Here is an 18,015-nt window from a genome sequence, read left to right as displayed (position 1 = left end):
CCGACGGTCTCATCCGTGAGAGTCTCAACAGTGAGACTCTGCTATCCGATATGCCCGGATGCCGGCACCTCACCGGTGAGGAGACCGGATATGGAGATTCCGGGGCCGAGTCTTTCCCGTTCCGGAGGACCGCACGCCGACGGTCGCGGCGGCCGGGGCTCCCGCCGGGAGCGGGACGTCCGGTGCCCGGCGCCGGAACGCCCGGCGGGCCCGTCCGGTGGGCCCGTCCGGCGGCGGAATGCTCAGTACGGGCGGCACTGCGCCGATGGGGCGGGTGTCCCGCCGACCCCTTGGAGGAAGCCATGGCGGCACGAGTGACGAACCTCAGTGTCACGCAGCGACTGGCGCTGATCTTCACCGCGGGGGCGGTGACGGTCGGTTCCGTCGTCGGCATCGGCATGTACTCCCAGAGCCGGCTGATCGGCGACGCCGACCGGTTGCGGGGCATGGAGCACGCCAAGGCGATCCTCAACCACCTCGACACCCGTGAGGCCGAGCTGAAGGTCGACGCCTACCGGGCGATCAGCGAGCAGGATCTCAGCGACGTGCGCGCCGACCTGCCCGAGGACGTGGCGTCGGTGAAGCGGGCCGTGGCGGACCTGGACGCCCTTGCCCTGCCGGAGCGGGTGCGGGAGCGGCTGGAGTCGGTACGGCCCGACATCGAGGGGTTCAACGCCTTCGTGTCGGCGTTCGTGGCCGACGCCGGAGGCGACCGGGCCGCCGCGCGGGAGCGCGCGCAGCAGATCGCCGAGCGCAACGGCGTGGTGGACGGCAAGCTGGAGGCGGTGCACGCCGGGGTGGACGCCGAGATCGAGGCCGCCCGCGCCGGGATGGACGCCTCCGTCGCGCAGACCCGCCTGCTCTCCCTGCTGGTGGGGATCGGCGGGGTGGTGCTGCTGGTGGCGCTCTGCGTCCCGCTGGGACGCTCCATCTCCCGGCCGGTGCGCCGCATCGGCCGGGTCCTGGCCGCGGTGGCGGAGGGCGACCTCACCCCGCGTGCCGACGTCGCCTCCCGCGACGAGCTCGGCCGCATGGCCCAGGCGCTGAACCAGGCGATCGAGCACATGCGCACCGCCGTGCGCACCATCGACGCCTCCGTGGGCGGGCTGGCCACCGCCTCCGGGGAGCTGACCGTCACCAGCGGCCGGATCGCCGCCGGAGCGGAGGAGGCCAGCGTCCGGATCGGCGCGGTCGCCGCCGTCGCCCAGCAGGTCTCCGGCGACGTGCACTCCGTCGCGGCCGGATCCGAGCAGATGAGCGCGGCGATCGGGGAGATCGCGCAGAGCGCGGGACAGGCGGCCGGCGTCGCCTCGCAGGCCGTCGCCGTGGCCGCCTCCGCCAACGAGACCGTCGCCAGGCTCGGCGCCTCCTCCGCGGAGATCGGCTCGGTCATCAGGACCATCACGTCCATCGCCGAGCAGACCAACCTGCTCGCCTTGAACGCCACCATCGAGGCCGCCCGCGCCGGGGAGGCCGGCAAGGGCTTCGCCGTGGTCGCCGGCGAGGTCAAGGACCTGGCGCAGGAGACCGCCAGGGCGACCGAGGACATCGCCCGGCGGGTCGAGGCGATCCAGGCCGACACCGGCGACGCGGTGGCGGCGATCAGCGAGATCAGCGGGATCATCACCCGCATCAACGACTACCAGCTGGCCATCGCCGGCGCGGTGGAGGAGCAGACCGCCACCTCCGGGGAGATGAACCGCGGCGTGACCCAGGCGGCCTCCGGCACCGGGCGGATCGCCGAGACCGTCTCCGACGTGGCCGGCGCGGTCCGGCTCACCAGCGACGGTGTGACCGAGGCCCGGCGCGCGGCCGAGGACCTCGCCCGCATGTCGGCCGACCTGCGGACGCTGGTCGACCGGTTCCGCGTCTGAGCGCACGCGGACCCCGGCCCGGAGGGCACGTCACAGGCCCAGCGCCGCCGACAGGTCGGCCGTCAGCGCGCCCAGCTCCCGTACGGCCTGCGCCCGGGCGTCGGCGACCTCGCCGGTCACCGGTACGACGGTCTCCAGGTAGCACTTGAGCTTGGGTTCCGTCCCCGAGGGCCGGACCACGACACGGGCGCCGCCCGCCAGGCGGTAGCGGATGCCGTCGGTGGGCGGCAGGCCCGCCGAGCCCAGGCTCAGGTCCTCGGCCGACTCGACCTTGCGGCCGCCGAGCTCCACCGGAGGGGCGGCGCGCAGCCGGGCCATGGCCCCCGCGATCAGGGACAGGTCGTTCACCCGGACCGAGAGCTGGGAGGTGGCGTGCAGGCCGTACCGGCGGGCCTGGTCGTCGAGGAGGTCGAGCAGGGTGCGGCCGTCGCGCTTGGCCCGGGCGGCGAGGCCGGCGACGGTCAGGGCCGCGCCGATGCCGTCCTTGTCGTGGACGGGCAGGCCGCCGCCGGAGCCGACGCTGTAGCCCAGCGCCTCCTCGTAGCCGTAGACCAGGTTCCCCCGCCCGCCCCCGGCCTTCATGATCCACTTGAAGCCGGTGAGGGTCTCGGCGTAGCCCACGCCGTGCTCGGCCGCGATCTTCCCGAGCAGGGACGAGGAGACGATGGTGGTGGCGACCAGGCGGTCGTCGCCCGAGGTGTGCCGGATGACGTGCTCGCCGAGGAGGGCGCCGACCTCGTCGCCGGTGAGCATCCGGTGGCCGCCCTGCGGCAGGGGCACGCCCACGGCGCAGCGGTCCGCGTCGGGGTCGTTGGCCAGCACGAGGTCCGCGCCGATCCGCCCGGCGAGCTCCAGGGCGAGGTCCATCGCGCCGGGTTCCTCCGGGTTGGGGAACGCGACGGTCGGGAAGTCGGGGTCCGGGTCGGCCTGGGCCTCGACGGTCACCGGGCTCGCGAACCCGGCGGCCAGGAACGCGGAGGTGAGCGTGACGCCGCCGACGCCGTGCAGGGGCGTGTAGACGACCTTCAGCTCGCGGGCGTCGCCCAGCGGGAGCAGGGTCACCGCGTCCAGGTAGGCGGCCACGATCTCCTCGCCCAGGTCGGTCCACCCGGGGTCGCCGGGAGAGCCCAGGGGCAGGGAGGAGACGGGGCCGACGGCGTCGATGGCGGCGGAGATGCCCGCGTCGACCGGCGGCACGATCTGGGAGCCGTCGCCCCAGTAGACCTTGTAGCCGTTGTCCCGGGGCGGGTTGTGGCTGGCGGTGACGGTCACGCCCGCGTCGGCGCCGAGGTGGCGGACGGCGAAGGCCAGCACGGGGGTGGGCAGGGGGGCCGGGAGCAGCGAGGCCCGCAGCCCGGCGCCGGTCAGCACGGCGGCGGTGTCGCGGGCGAAGACGTCGGAGTTGTGCCGGGCGTCGTAGCCGATCACCACGTGCCGGTCCGGGCCGAGGACGGCGGCCAGCCCGGCGGCGGCGCGCATGACGGTGACCCGGTTCATCCGGTTGGGGCCGGCGCCCAGCTCGCCGCGGAGACCGGCGGTGCCGAACTCCAGCTTGGCGCCGAACCGCTCGCGCAGCGCCTCCTCGTCCCCCTCGTCGAGAAGCTCCCGGAGCTCCTCCCGGGTCCGCGGGTCCGGGTCCTGGGCCAGCCAGTCCTGGGCGAGCCGTACGAGATCGCTGCTCATGATCACCTCACGCTCCGGGCGGGGAGGGCGTGTCCCCGCCGGTTTCCCCACCGGCCCCGCGGGTCCCGCCTCGGGGACCCGCGGGCCGGGCTCTACAGCTTGTTGACGATCCCGGCGAGCAGGACCCCCATGCGGGCCGCGGTGGTGCGGCCGACCTGGAGCACCTCCTCGTGGTTCAGCGGCTTGCCGACCAGGCCCGCCCCCGGGTTGGTGACCAGGGAGATGCCGAGCACCTCGGCACCGGCCTCGCGGGCCGCGACGGCCTCCAGCACGGTGGACATGCCGACCATGTCGCCGCCGAGGACCCGGCACATCTGGATCTCGGCGGGGGTCTCGTAGGTCGGGCCGCGGAAGGCGACGTAGACGCCCTCGGTCATGGTGGGCTCGACCCCGCGGACCAGGTCGCGCAGGCGCCGGGAGTAGACCTCGGTGAGGTCGACGAAGGTGGCGCCGGTGATCGGGTTGGCGCCGGTCAGGTTGATGTGGTCGCTGATCAGCACCGCCTCGCCGACCTCCTGGGTCTCCGGGCGCAGGCCGCCGGCGGCGTTGGTCAGCACGACGGTGCGGGCCCCGGCCCGTACGGCGGTGCGCACGCCGTGCACGACGGGCTCGACGCCCCGGCCCTCGTAGAGGTGGGTGCGGCCGAGGAAGATCAGCGCGTTCTTGCCCGACTCGGTCCGCACGGCGCGGACCCTGCCCGCGTGGCCGGCCACGGCGGGCGGTGCGAAACCGGGCAGGTCGGTCACCGGGATCTCGGCGACGGTCTCACCGATCGCGTCGGCGGCCGGGACCCAGCCCGACCCCATCACCAGCGCGACGTCGAAGGACTCGACTCCGGTGGCGCTCCGCAGTGCGGTCGCGGCGTCCGTGGCGAGTGCATAAGGGTCATTGGTCACCTCACCGAGCGTACTCGCCGGGCCGTCCGCGCCATGACTCCGGCGGCCGCGACCCGCCGCGGGCCCTGGACCGGGCGTGACCGCCGCCGGGCCTCCGGAGCACCGCCGGGCCCTGGACCGGGCGTGACCGCCGCCGGGCCTCCGGAGCACCGGCGGGCCTCCGGAGCACCGGCGGGCCTCCGGAGCGGCGGCACGCCGCCGGTCACGATCCGCCGCCGGCCCGGCCGACGGGAGGCGTCAGCCGCCGAAGGAGGTGCAGGGACGGTTGCGCAGCGCCTTGACGTAGTCGTCGGGCGCCCCGGCCTTCTCGGCGGCGTCGGACAGGATGCCGAGGTAGCGCGCCGAGGGCAGGCCGCCCTCGTAGCCGTCGAGCACGTAGAACCAGGCCACGACCTCGCCGTCCAGGGTCTGCACGCGCAGCCGTACCTTGTGGTAGAGGCCGCGGGTGGCGCCCTCCCACTGGTCGAGGGAGGTCTCGTCCCATTCGGGGACGTCGTAGAGGACGACGAAGACGTGCTCGTCGGGGTCCTCGACGATGGTGGCGAGCGCGCCGTCGAGCGCGCCCTCCCGGCTGAGGTCGTCCCCGCCGAACGTCAGGCGCCAGCCCTGCAGCCAGCCCGACCCCCGGACGGGGGAGTGCGGGGCCCGCTGGGCCATCTGCTCGGGGTCCATGTTGCTGCCGTAGGCGGCGTAGACAGGCACGGTGCCCAAGACTAATCCAAGATCGCCCGCATGCCCCTCCCGCAGTGTCATGTCGTCGATTTCCTCGAAGGTTCCTCGGAAGGCAAGGGCTTTCCCCGGTTTTCGAAGGGGACCCGAGCGGTGGTTGGTCCGGGGATGCGGGAGAATGGGGTGGTGACAAGGATCGTGATCATCGGTGGCGGACCCGGCGGATACGAGGCGGCACTGGTGGCGGCGCAGCTGGGCGCGCAGGTCACCGTGGTCGAGCAGGACGGGCCCGGGGGCGCCTGCGTGCTCACCGACTGCGTGCCCTCCAAGACCCTGATCGCGACCTCCGTGCGCAAGCAGGCGCTGCTCGACGCCGCCGCGCTGGGCGTGCACTACAGCGGGGGCCCCGACGGCGACGTGGGGACCCCCGTGGCCGACATGCCGCTGGTCAACCTGCGGGTGAAGGAGCTGGCCCGGGCGCAGTCGACCGACATCGCGGCGCGGCTCGCCGCCGAGGGCGTCGAGGTGGTCCGGGCCCCCGGGCGGCTGGTGGACCCGCAGGTGGTCCGGGCCGGCGACCGGACGATCCGGGCCGACGTGGTCATCGTGGCGACCGGCGCGACCCCGCGCATCCTGCCGACCGCCGAGCCCGACGGGGAGCGCATCCTCACCTGGCGGCAGATGTACGACCTGGAGGAGCTGCCCGAGCACCTCATCGTGGTCGGCTCCGGCGTCACCGGCGCGGAGTTCGCCGGCGCCTACCGCTCGCTCGGCTCCGAGGTCACCCTCGTCTCGTCGCGCGACCGGATGATGCCGAACGAGGACGCCGACGCCGCCGAGGTCCTGGAGGAGGTCTACCGGCGCCGCGGGATGAACGTCATGGGCCGCTCCCGCGCCGAGTCGGTCAAGCGCACGGCCGACGGCGTGGTCGTCACCCTGGAGGACGGCCGGACCGCCGAGGGCAGCCACTGCCTGATGACGGTCGGCATGGTCCCCAACACCGCCGGGCTCGGCCTGGAGGAGGCCGGGGTCACCCTCGACCGGGGCGGGTTCGTCCAGGTGGACAAGGTCTCCCGCACCTCCGCGCCGGGCGTCTACGCGGCCGGCGACTGCACCGGGGTGCTGATGCTCGCCTCCGTCGCCGCGATGCAGGGCCGGATCGCCGTCTGGCACGCCCTCGGCGAGGCCGTGCAGCCGCTCCGCCTGGCCACCGTGGCCTCCAACATCTTCACCGACCCCGAGATCGCCGCGGTCGGCATCACGCAGAAGGCGATCGAGTCCGGGGAGATCCAGGCCAACGTGGTCAAACTCCCGCTGGCGACCAACGCCCGGGCGAAGATGCAGGGCTTCCACGACGGCTTCGTGAAGCTGTTCTGCCGCCCCAACACCGGCATCATCCTCGGCGGCGTCGTGGTCGCCCCGCGCGCCTCCGAGCTGATCCTGGCGGTCTCGGTCGCCGTCCAGCAGCGGCTCACCGTGGATCAGCTCGCGCACACCTTCGCGGTCTACCCCTCGCTGTCCGGGTCCGTCACCGAGGCGGCCCGCCGCCTGATGCAGCCGATGACCCCCAGCGGCATCTGACCTCGGGCCCTCTCTCCGGCCCGCCTCAGCGGACGCGGCCGCGGAGCCGTCCCAGGGCGTTCCGGCCGTCCTGCACGGCCCGCGCCACGAGGTGCAGGTCCTGCTCCCGCCTGGCCATGACCAGGGCGTTCTTCGCGGCCTCGTAGGCGTCCAGGGCCTGCCGCCAGTCGTGGTCGGCGGTCATCCCGCCGCGTCCGCTGATCTGGAACTCGTAGTCGAGCCGGTCGATCTCCTCGCCGAGCCGGGTGATGTCCTCCTCCGCGCCCCGGCGCATGAGGGTGAACCGGGCGTTGCGCCTGGTCCGCCGCTGCGCGCTGACGCCCCAGGCCACCACGGTGACCGCCAGGCCCACCGCGCTGAGCACCACCATGACGAGCCCAACGGAGATCCCGCCGCCCTCGTCCGGCGCCGCGGCCGTGGACGGCTCGTCCTCCGGCGTCTCCTCGCCGCCCAGGGGGAGCGAGGTGGGGAAGGAGGTCGGCAGGCCGGCGAGGCCGGTGGGGGTGCCCTTGGCGCCCTCGAGGTTCGCGTCGTCGGCCATGGTGAACGACGCCTTCTCGACCGTCGCCCCGGTGAAGTCGGCCCCGGCGAGCTCGGCCATGGTGAACTCGGCCTCGGTCAGGTCGGCGTCGACGAAGACGGCGTTGCGCAGGTTGGCCTGGGTGAGCGGGGCCTCGCGGAGCCTGGCCCGGGTGAAGTCGGCCTTGCGGGCCTTGAGCTGGCCGGGCGTGCTCTCGCTGAGGTCGGCGCCGACGAGCTTGGCGCTGGTGAACTCCACCTGGGTCAGTTCGGCCCGGGTCAGCTTCGCCCCGGACAGGTCCGCGTAGGGGAACTCGGCCTGCCCCGCCTCGGCGTCCACGAGGATCGCGCCGCGCAGGTCGGCGTGGTCGGCCTTGACCTGGCCCAGGTCGGCCTCGGTCAGGTTCGCGCCGCGCAGGTCGGCGTACTTCAGCGTCACCTGGGTGAGGTTGGCCTCCTTGAGCGAGGCGTCGCGCAGGATCGCCCCGGTCAGGTCCTTCTGCACCAGCTCCTGGCCGTCCAGCTTGGCCCCGGTCAGGTCGGCGCAGCGCAGGCTGGCGGGGAGCTGGGCGCCCCGGGTGAAGTCCCGGCCGCGCAGGTTCGCCCGCTGACCGGGCCGGCACGGTCCCGCCGCCTGCTCCGCCGCCGGTGCCGCCGCCTGTCCGGCCGGGGTCCAGCCGGCCGGGACCGGCCACGCCGGGGTCCCGGCCGAGGCGCGGGCCTGACCGTGGGCGGGCGCGGCGAGTACGGCGGGCGCGGCGTGGGCGGGCAGGGCTGCGAACCCCGGCGCCGCGACGATCGCGGCGGTGAGCGCCAGGGAGATGGAACGACGCACGGGAGCCTCCTTCGACTACGGCCCCGAGCGTGCCAGCGGCCCATTGCAGTCCGCTGGACACCCGCTTGATCCCCGGTGGCCGTGCCTCAGCGAGGCACCCGGGCCACCGCGTACCCTCCCGGGGGCAGCAGCAGGTTACCGGGGATCGCCTGCTCCCGGTCGCCGTGGTTGACGGAGAAAACCCAGTCGCCGCGCCGTACGGACTCGACGGGGGCGGCGGGGCCGAGGCCGAGCAGGCGGGCGTAGGCGTCGTCGTCCAGCCGGGTGGAGACGTAGACGGCCCGGCCGCGGCGGGTGACCGCGGGGGTGCCGTCCGGGTAGCGGGCCAGGGCCTCGGCCCCGGCCAGGTGGACGTGCTCGGTCCACAGCGTCGCGGTGGCGCCGTCGTCCAGCGTGACCGGGTCGGCGATCGGCAGGAACTCCTCGACCCGGACGCCGAGCAGGTCGCGCAGCGCCCCGGGGTAGCCGCCGGTCCGGACCCGGGCGTGTCCGTCGGCGATCCCGCTGAGGAAGGAGACCACCAGGCGGCCGCCGCCGGCGGCGTACCGGCGCAGGTTGTCCGCGTCGTCGTCGGAGAGCAGGTAGAGGCTCGGGGCGATCACCAGCTCGTAGGCGGACAGGTCCGCCGAGGGGCGGGCGAAGTCGGCGGTGACGCCGTGCCGGTAGAGCACCCGGTGCGCCTGCCGTACGGCCTCCAGGTAGCCGACCTCGGTGGACGGGAAGCCGGGGGACTGCAGCGCCCAGCCCGACTCGGGGTCCCACAGGATCGCGGCGGACGCCTCGACCGGCGCCTCGCAGGCCTCGGCCAGGGCGGGCAGCAGCGCGCCGAGGTCGCGGATCTCGCGGAAGATCCGCGAGTCCGGCCCGGAGTGCGGGACCATCCCGCCGTGCCAGAGCTCGGCCCCGCCGCGCGAGGCCCGCCACTGGAAGAACATCGCCCCGCGCGAGCCCCGCGCGATGTGCGACAGGCTCAACCGGGTGATCTCGCCGGGGCGCTTGGCCGCCATGCGGGGGCCGGTGTAGGTCACCACGGCCTGCTCCATCAGCAGCCACGGCCGCCCGCCCGCCCAGCCGCGCGCCAGGTCGGCGGCGAACGCGGTCTCCTCCGGGGGGTTCTGGGCCGGGTAGTGGTCGATCGCGACCAGGTCCACCTCCTTCGCCCAGTCCCACTGGTTCACCGGGACCCAGTCGCCGAAGACGAAGTTCGTGGTGACCGGGACGTCCGGGGTGAGCTCGCGCAGGACCGCCTTCTGCTCGCGGAAGTGCGCGAGCAGCTCGTCGGACAGGAAGCGGCGGAAGTCGAGGACCTGGGCGGGGTTGGGCAGGTACTGGGTGGCGCGGGGCGGCATGACCTGCTCCCACGCCGAGTAGTGCTGGCTCCAGAACGAGGTGGTCCAGGCGTCGTTCAGCGCCTCCAGCGAGCCGTGCCGGGCGCGCAGCCAGGCCCGGAAGGCGGCGGCGGCGTGGTCGCAGTGGCAGCCGGTGCCGTACTCGTTGTGCACGTGCCACATGGCCAGCGCCGGGTGGCCGGCGTAGCGCTCGGCGAGCGCGCGGGCGATGCGGACCGAGGCCTCGCGGTAGGCGGGGGCGGTCACGCAGTAGGTGTCGCGGCTGCCGTGGGTGAGCCGGACGCCGTCGGCGGTGACGGCCAGCGCGTCGGGGTGGGCCAGCGAGAACCAGGGCGGCGGGGAGGCGGTGGGGGTGGCCAGGTTCACCCGGACCCCGCCGCCGTGCAGCAGGTCGAGCACCCGGTCCAGCCAGCCGAAGTCGTAGGCCCCCTCGGCGGGTTCGAGGCGCGCCCAGGAGAACACCCCGACGCTGACCAGGTTGACCCCGGCCTGCCGCATCAGGGCGACGTCCTCTTCCCAGACCTTCTCCGGCCACTGCTCGGGGTTGTAGTCCCCGCCGTAGCACAGGCCTTCCAGCCCTTTCGGCCAGTTCACTCTGGATCCTTTGTTAGGACAGTAACTAAACTAATTATCCATGGATCATGGAGTCGTCTCAAGTGCCGCGACCGGAGACTGGGAGCGGGCGCTGATCACCGGCAACGGCCGCCAGGGCGCCCTGGTGTACGGGGAGCCGGGGGAGTTCCGGGTCACCCTCTCCCACGAACGCCTCTTCCTCCCCGTCACCGAGCCCCTGCCGCCCCCGCACACCGCCCGCGTCCTGTCCGAGCTGCACGGCCTGCTGTACGGCGGGCGCGCCCGCGAGGCGGCCGAGCGGGTCGCCGGGCTCGCGGCCGAAGAGCATCCCGGCTACGCGGAGACCCGCTGGATCGACCCCCTGGTCCCCGCCGCCACCCTGGCCTTCTCCACCCGCGCGCCCGGCGACGTCCGGCGGAGCTGCGACTTCACGACCGGGCTGGTGACGCAGGAGCACGGCCCGGCCCGGCAGGAGGTGTTCGCCTCCCGCCCCGCCGACGTGGTGGCGGTCCGCCTCTCCGGGGCCGGAGGGCTGCTCCGGCTGCTGCCGCCGGACGGCGAGCCGCCGGTCCCGGTCCGGTTCACCTCGGTGACGGCCCCGGGCCGCCTGGTCCTCCACGCGGATCTGCCCGGGTGCCGGCCCGGCGCGATGACGGGCTACACGGTCGAGTGCCGGGTCACCGGGGAGGCGGAGGCGCTCCCCGACGGGCTGGTGGTCCGGGGCGAGGTGCTCGTCCTGGTGCGCACCGTCGTGCACGGGGTCGGGCGGGCGGGGGGCGAGCCGTACCCGCTGGACGGGCTGCCCGCCGACTTCGGGCGGCTGCTGGGCGAGCACGCGGCCGTGCACGGAGGGCTGCTGGCCCGGTCGGAGGTCCGGCTGCCGGACGGCGGGCCGGTCGAGCGGCTGTTCACCGCCGGGCGGTACGCGGTGATCTCCAGCTCGGGCGAGCTCCCGCCGACCCTGCAGGGGGTGTGGACCGGGACGTACGACCCGCCGTGGCGCAGCGGCTTCACCATGGACGGGAACCTGGCCTCGGCGGTGGCCGCCCTGCCCTGCACCGGGACCCCGGAGCTCATGCTCCCGGTCTTCGACCTGGTCGACGCGATGATGGACGACTTCCGGCAGAACGCGCGCAGGCTGTACGGCTGCCGGGGGATCCTGGTCCCGGCGCACCTGTCCACGCACGGCCTGCACAACCACTTCGGGCCGGTCTGGTGCCTGACCTTCTGGACGGCCGGCGCGGGCTGGCTGGCCCGGCTCTACCACGACCACTACGCGCACACCGGTGACCTGGCCTTCCTGCGCGAGCGGGCGCTGCCGTTCATGACCGAGGCGGCCCTGTTCTACGAGGACTTCCTGGACGAGGACGGCGACTTCGTCCCGTCCTACTCGCCGGAGAACACCCCTGCGGGCGGCGACTCGCAGGCGTGCGTCAACGCGACGATGGACATCGCGGTCGTCCGGGACCTGCTGCGCAACCTCGTCCGCGCGTGCGAGCTCCTGGGGCTGGATCCGGCCCGGTGGTGGCGGCTGCTGGAACGCGTCCCGGTGTACCGGATCGCGCCGACCGGGGAACTGGCCGAGTGGATCGGCCCGCGGCACCTCGCGGACGGCGCCCCGGCGGACGGCGCCGCGGGCCGGCGCGCGGACGGCACGGCGGGCGGCGGTTCCCGGGGAGGGGCGGCGGACGGCGGCTCCCGGGGCGGGACGAGCGGAGACGGGGGCGGGGCCCTTCCGGCGGACAACCACGCGCACCGGCACGCCTCGCACCTCTACCCGCTCTGGTACGAGCGGGACCCCGCCTTCGACGACCCCCGGCTGGCGGAGGCGGCGGTGCTCGCGGTCCGGCGGCGGCTGGAGTGGTGGCGCGGTTCCGACAGCGACGAGATGGCGTTCGGGCTGGTCCAGCTGGGGCTCGCGGCGGCGGCGCTGGGCCTGGCCGAGGAGGCGCACGAGACGCTCACGCTGCTGGCCACCCGCTACTGGCGCGAGGAGAACCTGGTCTCCACCCACAACCGGGACGCGATCTTCAACGTGGACGTCTGCGGCGGGCTGCCCGCGCTGGTCGCGGCCATGCTGGTGCGATCCTCGCTGCCGGGCGCCGGCTACGGGCGGGTGGACCTGCTGCCCGCGCTCCCGGCGGCCTGGCCGCGGGGCGAGGCGCGCGGGCTGGTGGTGCGGGGCGGCACGGTCGAGCGGCTGACCTGGAAGCCCGGCCGGGTGGAGGCGGTGGTGCGGGCCTGGGCCCCGCTCCTGGTCACCTGTGGCATCCAGAGCGCGCGGGTGCTTCCCGGAGAGGCGTTGCCATTGACGTTTGTTGGTTTGGACGCAAAACTAATTCAGCAACTGGAAGCCTGAAGCGCTGGAGTCCCCATGCCCTACCGTCCCCCGCTGATCGCGCATGAGTACTTCGTCGCCGATCCGCCGGAGCTGCCCGTCCGCTCGCACGGGGAGGGCGGGCTCTCGGCGCTGGCGGCGGCGGAGGTGGTCGCGGCGGACGAGGCCGGCGTGGTCCTGAAGGCGACGACCTCGACCGAGGAGACGCTCGTGGCCTGCGTGGGCGTGGCGGGCGAAGGGGTGATCCGGGTACGGCTCGGCGAGGACGTCGACGCGCGCACCCGGTCGGCGCGGGCGATCACCATGGTCACGCCGGGCGGGTTCGCCGGGGCCCGGGTGGAGACGGGCGACGGGACGGTCGTGATCGACGCCGGCCCGCTCCGCGCCGAGATCACCCTGTCCCCCTGGCACCTGCGCTTCACCGACGCCGCCGGGGCGACCCTGCTGGAGCAGGACGCCGGCCACGTCGACATCAGCGGCCGGCTGCGCACGCTCCCGTTCGGCCGCTCCACGGCCGGCGGCGAGGTGGCCGGCTACCACGAGAGCTTCGCCGCCCCCGCCGACGAGGCGTTCACCGGCTTCGGCGAGTCCTTCACCCCGCTGGACAAGCGCGGCCAGCGGCCGGTCATGTGGAACTTCGACGCCTTCGGCGCCGAGTCCCAGCGCGCCTACAAGAACGTGCCGTTCTACCTGTCCAGCCGGGGCTACGGCGTGCTGGTCGACAGCGGCGCCCCGGTGGAGTTCGACATGTGCCAGTCCACGCACAGCTGCGTGCAGATCGTCGTCCCGGACGACCTGATCGACTACTACGTGATCGCCGGGCCGACCCCGCCGCAGATCCTGGACCGCTTCGACCGGCTGACCTGCCGCCCGGCGCTCCCGCCGAAGTGGGCGTTCGGCACCTGGATCTCCTCGGGCTTCTTCGTCGACACCCAGGAGCGGGTGATGAACCGGGCCCGGACGATCCGCGAGCGCGGCATCCCCTGCGACGTGCTCCACCTGGACACCTACTGGCAGACCGACGGCCACTGGTCCGACCTGCGCTGGGACGAGGGCAACTTCCCCGACCCGGCCGGGATGCTGGCGGACCTCAAGGAGATGGGCTTCAAGGTCTGCCTCTGGATGAACCCGTACATCTCCCACCTGAGCCCGGCCTTCCCCGCCGCCGCCGAAGCCGGCTATTTCCTTAAGAACCAGGACGGGGAGGTCTACGTCGCCGACTCCTGGCACGGTTCCTATCCGGCCTGCGGCATCGTCGACTTCACCGACCCCGAGGCCGTCGAGTGGTTCCGCGGGCTGCTCCGGCCGCTGCTGGAGCAGGGCGTGCAGGTCTTCAAGACCGACTTCGCCGAGGGCGTGCCGCACGACGCGGTCGCCGCCAACGGCATGAGCGGCACCGACCTGCACAACGTCTACACGCTGCTCTTCAACGACGTGGTCTCCGAGGTGACGCGCGAGGTCGCCGGGCACGGCATGGTCTGGGCGCGCTCGTCCTTCCTCGGCGGGCAGCGGCACGCCGCCCAGTGGAGCGGCGACACCTACACCAGCTACCCGGCGATGGGCAGCACCCTGCGCGGCGGGCTGGCGCACGGACTGTCCGGCATCCCGTTCTGGAGCCACGACGCGGGCGGCTTCACCGGCCGCCCCACCGACGACCTGTACGTCCGCTGGACCCAGTTCGGCGCCTTCTCCCCGCTGCTGCGGCTGCACGGCACCACCAGCCGCGAGCCGTGGGAGTTCCCCGAGGTCGAGGCCGAGGCCGTGGCGGCGCTGAGGCTGCGCTACCGGTTCATGCCGTACGTCTACACGGCCGCCGTCGAGGCGGCGCGGACCGGGGCGCCGATGATGCGGGCCCTGTGCGTCGACCACCCGGACGACCCGGTGGCCTGGCAGGCCGACCTGGAGTACCTCCTCGGCCGCGACCTGCTGGTGGCCCCCATGACCTCGCCCGAGGGCGTCCGGAAGGTCTACCTCCCGGCCGGCGAGTGGGTGGACCACTGGACGGGCGAGGTGCTCACGGGCGGGCGCCACGTCACGGTCTCCGCGCCGCTTTCGCGCATCCCCCTGTTCGTCCGGCGCGGCGCGGTCGTCCCGGTCCTGGCCGAGCCCGGCGAGACCGTCGGCGACGGGCCGTTCGGGGAGATCACGCTGGTCGGCTACGGCACGGACGCGGGGACCGCCGTGATCTCCGACGTCGACGGCGACACCACGGCGACCGTGGAGGCGGGGGCGATCCGGGTGGACGGTCCCGCGCGCGTCACGGGTTTCGAGCGGTTCGGGGCCGCGTGAGGCCCACGGGTCCCGAGCGGTTCGGGGCCGGGTGAAGGTCATCGGGTCCCGAACGTTTCGGGGCCGGGTGAAGGTCACCGGTTTCGAGCGGTTCGGGGCCGCCTGAAGTACGACGGCCGCCCGAGCGCGGCCGGGCGGTCCGGAGCCGGACCGCCGCCCCCGGCGGCGTGCAGCCGCCACCATCCATGGGAGACGAGCATGTTCACAATGCGAACCGGTGCGGCCGTGCTGGCCGCGACGGTCATGCTGGCGGCGCTGGCCGCCTGCGGGAGCGACGGGCAGGAGGGCGCGGAGCCCGCCGCGAGCGGTCCCCGGACGCTGAAGCTCTGGCACTACGAGAGCGCCGACGGGGCGATGGGCAAGGCCTGGGCCGAGGCGATCAAGCAGTTCGAGGCCACCCACCCCGGCGTCAAGGTCCAGTTCGAGGAGAAGGCGTTCGAGCAGATCCGCCAGTCGGCGGGCATGATCCTCAACTCGGACGAGGCCCCCGACGTCATGGAGTACAACAAGGGCAACGCCACCGCCGGGCTGCTCTCCAAGCAGGGCCTGCTGACCGACCTGTCGGCGGAGGCCACGAAGCGCGGCTGGGACAAGCTGCTCAGCCCGTCGCTGCAGACCACCGCGAAGTACGACGACCGGGGCGTCATGGGCTCCGGCAAGTGGTTCGGCATCCCGAACTACGCCGAGTACGTGATGGTCTACTACAACAAGGACCTGTTCGCCAAGCACAAGGTCGAGGTGCCGACCACGTTCGAGCAGTTCACCGCGGCCATGGACACGTTCGCCAAGGCCGGGGTGACCCCGCTCGCGGTCGGCGGCGCGGAGTACCCGGCGCAGCAGATCTTCTACCAGCTCGCGCTGAGCAAGGCGCAGCGGCCGTGGGTGGACGCCTTCCAGCTCTACAAGGGCAAGGTCGACTTCCACGGGCCCGAGTTCACCTACGCGGCCGAGACGACGGCCGACTGGGTGAAGAAGGGCTACATCGCCAAGGACTCCGCCGGGATCAAGGCCGAGGACATGGGCCTGTCCTTCATCGGCGGCGAGTACCCGATGGTGGTCACCGGATCGTGGTGGTACGGCCGGTTCGTCACCGACATCAAGGACTTCGAGTGGGGCTCGTTCCTCTGGCCGGGCAACACCCTGCACGCCGGCTCCAGCGGGAACGTCTGGGTGGTCCCGGAGAACGCGAAGAACAAGGACCTGGCCTACGACTTCATCGACATCACGATGAAGAAGGAGATCCAGAACCTGCTCGGCAACTCCGGCGGCATCCCGGTGGCGGCCGACCCCGTCGCGATCACCGACCCGAAGAGCAAGGAGCTGATCGAGAACTTCACGAAGCTCTCGGCCGCCGACGGGCTGGCGTTCTACCCCGACTGGCCCGCCCCGGGCTACTACGACGTGCTGGTGGCCGGGGTGCAGAACCTGATCAACGGCGCCAAGAAGCCCGCCGAGGTGCTCGACGAGCTGGCCGCGCCGTACGAGGAGAACCTCGCCGACATCGGCGACTGACCCGCGGAGCAGGCCTCGGCGACCGGGCGGCCCGGAAAGGCCCCGGCGACCGGCGGCCGGAAGGACATCGGCGACCGACAGCCGGAAAGAGGAAAGATGGCAGTGCACGCTCCGGCCGCGCGGCCGAAGGCGGTCCGCGGGCCGGAGCCGCGCCCGCGGCGCCGCCGCACCGGCGGATACTGGGTGTTCCTGCTGCCCAGCGCGGTGCTGTTCGCCGCGGTGATCCTGGTGCCGTTCCTGATGAACGTCGGGATCTCCTTCACCCGGTGGCAGGGGATCGGCGACCCGAGGTGGCTCGGGCTCGACAACTACACCCGGTTGTTCGCCGACGCCCGGTTCTGGACGTCGTTCCGGAACAACGCGGCGCTGATCGTGGCGATGGCGATCGTCCCCACGCTCATCGGGCTGGTCCTGGCGGCGACCCTCTTCGACTACGTGGGCAAGAAGTTCGGCCCCCGTACGGCCAGCGTGCTGCGGGCCGCCTACTACCTGCCGCAGGTGCTGCCCGTCGCGATCGCCGGGATCGTCTGGGGCTGGATCATGCACCCCCGGTTCGGCGTGCTCAACGAGTTCCTGGCGCTGTTCGGCATGGAGCCGCGCGGCTGGCTGGGCGACCCGGACTGGGCGCTGCCGAGCGTGATGATGATCATGGTCTGGTTCCAGATCGGCTACCCGGTGGTCATCTTCATGGCCGGGCTGCAGCGCGTGGACCCGGCGCTGTACGAGGCCGCGGAGATGGACGGGGCCTCGTGGGCCCGGCGGTTCTGGCACATCACGATCCCGCAGATCCGCCCCGAGATCTACGTCGTCCTGCTGACCTGCACGATCGCCGCCCTCAAGGTCTTCGGGCCGATCTTCGTGCTCACCCGGGGCGGCCCCGGCGGCGCCACGCTCGTGCCGTCCTACTTCAGCTACCAGAACTTCTTCGAGAAGGCCAACGTCGGGTACGGCGCCGCGATCGCCACCGTGCTCACCCTCGTGATCATCGTGATCACGGTGTTCTTCCTGCGGATCCAGGACAGCGAGGACGGTGACTCGTGACCTCCCGCCCGAATCCGCCACGCCCGAGGAGCGTTCGATGATCCGGAAGTACTCGGTCCTGGTCTCGCTGGCCGTGCTGGCCGTCGTGATGCTGGTGCCGTTCGCCATCGTCACGCTCAACGCGGTGCGCTCCCCGGCCGACTACTCGGCCAACGGCCCGCTGAGCCTGCCCGACGGCCTGTACCTCGACGGGATCGTCGACTTCTGGAACCGGGTCGACTTCGGCGGGAAGCTCGCCAACAGCCTGCTGATCAGCGGCTCGGTGGCGGTGCTCGCCGTCGTGCTCTCGGTGCTCAACGCCTACGCGCTCGGCATCGGCCGGGTCCGCGGCCGCACCTGGATCCTGGTCGTCTTCCTGGTGGCCAACACGCTGCCGCAGGAGGCGCTGGTCTACCCGCTCTACTACCTGTCCAAGGAGGTCGGCCTCTACGACACCCGGCTCGGGGTGATCATCATCTTCACGGTCATCCAGAGCGCGTTCGGCACCTACCTGCTCGCCTCGGTGCTCGGCCGGTTCCCGCACGAGATCCTGGAGGCCGCCGCGCTCGACGGGGCCGGGAAGTGGCGGGCGCTCTGGCGGGTCGTGGTCCCGATCAGCAGGCCCACGCTCTCGGTGCTGCTGATCTTCTTCTTCATCTGGACCTGGAACGAGTTCTTCCTCCCCCTGGTCTTCCTGATCTCCAACGAGAACCAGACCGTCCCGGTCGCGCTGGGCGTGCTCCAGGGGGACAAGATGATGGACGCCACCATGTCGAGCGCCTCGGCGCTGCTCGGCATCCTCCCGGCCGTCGTCTTCTTCCTGATCTTCCAGCGGACCCTGACCCGCGGCGTGACCGTGGGCGCGATCAAGTAGGAG

12 protein-coding genes are annotated in these 18,015 nt (G+C 73.2%); 7 read left to right on the top strand and 5 right to left on the bottom strand.

The window, feature by feature from the left end:
* Nucleotides 1-302: 302 nt before the first annotated feature.
* Nucleotides 303-1,874 (top strand): methyl-accepting chemotaxis protein, encoded by a 1,572-nt coding sequence (locus tag IEZ06_RS02020; protein ID WP_189234937.1) that lies wholly within the window; start codon nucleotides 303-305, stop codon nucleotides 1,872-1,874.
* A gap of 30 nt (nucleotides 1,875-1,904) precedes the next feature.
* On the opposite strand, the gene IEZ06_RS02015 is transcribed toward IEZ06_RS02020, so the two are convergent.
* From IEZ06_RS02015 to IEZ06_RS02005, 3 genes are all read right to left on the bottom strand, one after another.
* Complete coding sequence (locus tag IEZ06_RS02015) at nucleotides 1,905-3,557, bottom strand: phospho-sugar mutase (protein WP_189234936.1); 1,653 nt, start codon at nucleotides 3,555-3,557, stop codon at nucleotides 1,905-1,907.
* 92 nt (nucleotides 3,558-3,649) lie between these two features.
* Complete coding sequence (locus IEZ06_RS02010; RefSeq protein ID WP_068896743.1) at nucleotides 3,650-4,453, bottom strand: purine-nucleoside phosphorylase; 804 nt, start codon at nucleotides 4,451-4,453, stop codon at nucleotides 3,650-3,652.
* A 237-nt stretch (nucleotides 4,454-4,690) separates the two neighbouring features.
* Nucleotides 4,691-5,155, bottom strand: a complete 465-nt coding sequence (locus tag IEZ06_RS02005; RefSeq protein ID WP_068896744.1) for a gamma-glutamylcyclotransferase family protein — start codon at nucleotides 5,153-5,155, stop codon at nucleotides 4,691-4,693.
* Nucleotides 5,156-5,308: 153 nt separating this feature from the next.
* On the opposite strand from IEZ06_RS02005, the gene IEZ06_RS02000 reads away from it, so the two are divergent.
* Nucleotides 5,309-6,703 (top strand): NAD(P)H-quinone dehydrogenase, encoded by a 1,395-nt coding sequence (locus IEZ06_RS02000; RefSeq protein ID WP_189234935.1) that lies wholly within the window; start codon nucleotides 5,309-5,311, stop codon nucleotides 6,701-6,703.
* Nucleotides 6,704-6,728: 25 nt separating this feature from the next.
* Here the strand turns inward: IEZ06_RS02000 and IEZ06_RS01995 are convergent, their stop codons facing one another.
* Nucleotides 6,729-8,057 carry a pentapeptide repeat-containing protein gene (locus IEZ06_RS01995; RefSeq protein ID WP_189234934.1) on the bottom strand — a complete coding sequence of 443 codons (1,329 nt, stop codon included), beginning with the start codon at nucleotides 8,055-8,057 and terminating at the stop codon, nucleotides 6,729-6,731.
* A gap of 86 nt (nucleotides 8,058-8,143) precedes the next feature.
* Entirely contained in the window at nucleotides 8,144-10,000 is a 1,857-nt protein-coding gene (locus IEZ06_RS01990) for a beta-galactosidase (protein WP_229797717.1), read from the bottom strand.
* A gap of 40 nt (nucleotides 10,001-10,040) precedes the next feature.
* Between IEZ06_RS01990 and IEZ06_RS01985 the strand changes: the two genes are divergently transcribed.
* The 5 genes from IEZ06_RS01985 to IEZ06_RS01960 all read left to right on the top strand — a co-directional run bounded on the left by IEZ06_RS01985 (nucleotide 10,041) and on the right by IEZ06_RS01960 (nucleotide 18,012).
* Nucleotides 10,041-12,338 (top strand): glycosyl hydrolase family 95 catalytic domain-containing protein, encoded by a 2,298-nt coding sequence (locus IEZ06_RS01985; protein ID WP_229797716.1) that lies wholly within the window; start codon nucleotides 10,041-10,043, stop codon nucleotides 12,336-12,338.
* Between the two features lie 15 nt (nucleotides 12,339-12,353).
* Entirely contained in the window at nucleotides 12,354-14,606 is a 2,253-nt protein-coding gene (locus tag IEZ06_RS01975) for a TIM-barrel domain-containing protein (protein WP_189234933.1), read from the top strand.
* Nucleotides 14,607-14,804: 198 nt separating this feature from the next.
* Nucleotides 14,805-16,118 carry an ABC transporter substrate-binding protein gene (locus IEZ06_RS01970; protein ID WP_189234932.1) on the top strand — a complete coding sequence of 438 codons (1,314 nt, stop codon included), beginning with the start codon at nucleotides 14,805-14,807 and terminating at the stop codon, nucleotides 16,116-16,118.
* Nucleotides 16,119-16,214: 96 nt separating this feature from the next.
* On the top strand, nucleotides 16,215-17,159 hold the full coding sequence (locus tag IEZ06_RS01965) for a carbohydrate ABC transporter permease (RefSeq protein ID WP_189234931.1): 945 nt from the start codon (nucleotides 16,215-16,217) through the stop codon (nucleotides 17,157-17,159).
* Between the two features lie 37 nt (nucleotides 17,160-17,196).
* Entirely contained in the window at nucleotides 17,197-18,012 is an 816-nt protein-coding gene (locus IEZ06_RS01960) for a carbohydrate ABC transporter permease (protein ID WP_189234930.1), read from the top strand.
* Nucleotides 18,013-18,015: the final 3 nt, after the last annotated feature.

Source organism: Planomonospora antibiotica, assembly GCF_014647955.1.
Classification (GTDB): domain Bacteria; phylum Actinomycetota; class Actinomycetes; order Streptosporangiales; family Streptosporangiaceae; genus Planomonospora; species Planomonospora parontospora.
The sequence above is the reverse complement of the archived record's forward strand: the minus strand, read 5'-3'. Positions and strand labels throughout refer to the sequence as shown.

Coding starts and splice junctions, on each gene's coding strand:
- IEZ06_RS02020 (WP_189234937.1), top strand. CDS start 303: ATGGCGGCACGAGTGACGAACCTCAGTGTCACGCAGCGACTGGCGCTG.
- IEZ06_RS02015 (WP_189234936.1), bottom strand. CDS start 3,557: ATGAGCAGCGATCTCGTACGGCTCGCCCAGGACTGGCTGGCCCAGGAC.
- IEZ06_RS01965 (WP_189234931.1), top strand. CDS start 16,215: ATGGCAGTGCACGCTCCGGCCGCGCGGCCGAAGGCGGTCCGCGGGCCG.
- IEZ06_RS01975 (WP_189234933.1), top strand. CDS start 12,354: ATGCCCTACCGTCCCCCGCTGATCGCGCATGAGTACTTCGTCGCCGAT.
- IEZ06_RS01960 (WP_189234930.1), top strand. CDS start 17,197: ATGATCCGGAAGTACTCGGTCCTGGTCTCGCTGGCCGTGCTGGCCGTC.
- IEZ06_RS01970 (WP_189234932.1), top strand. CDS start 14,805: ATGTTCACAATGCGAACCGGTGCGGCCGTGCTGGCCGCGACGGTCATG.
- IEZ06_RS01985 (WP_229797716.1), top strand. CDS start 10,041: ATGGATCATGGAGTCGTCTCAAGTGCCGCGACCGGAGACTGGGAGCGG.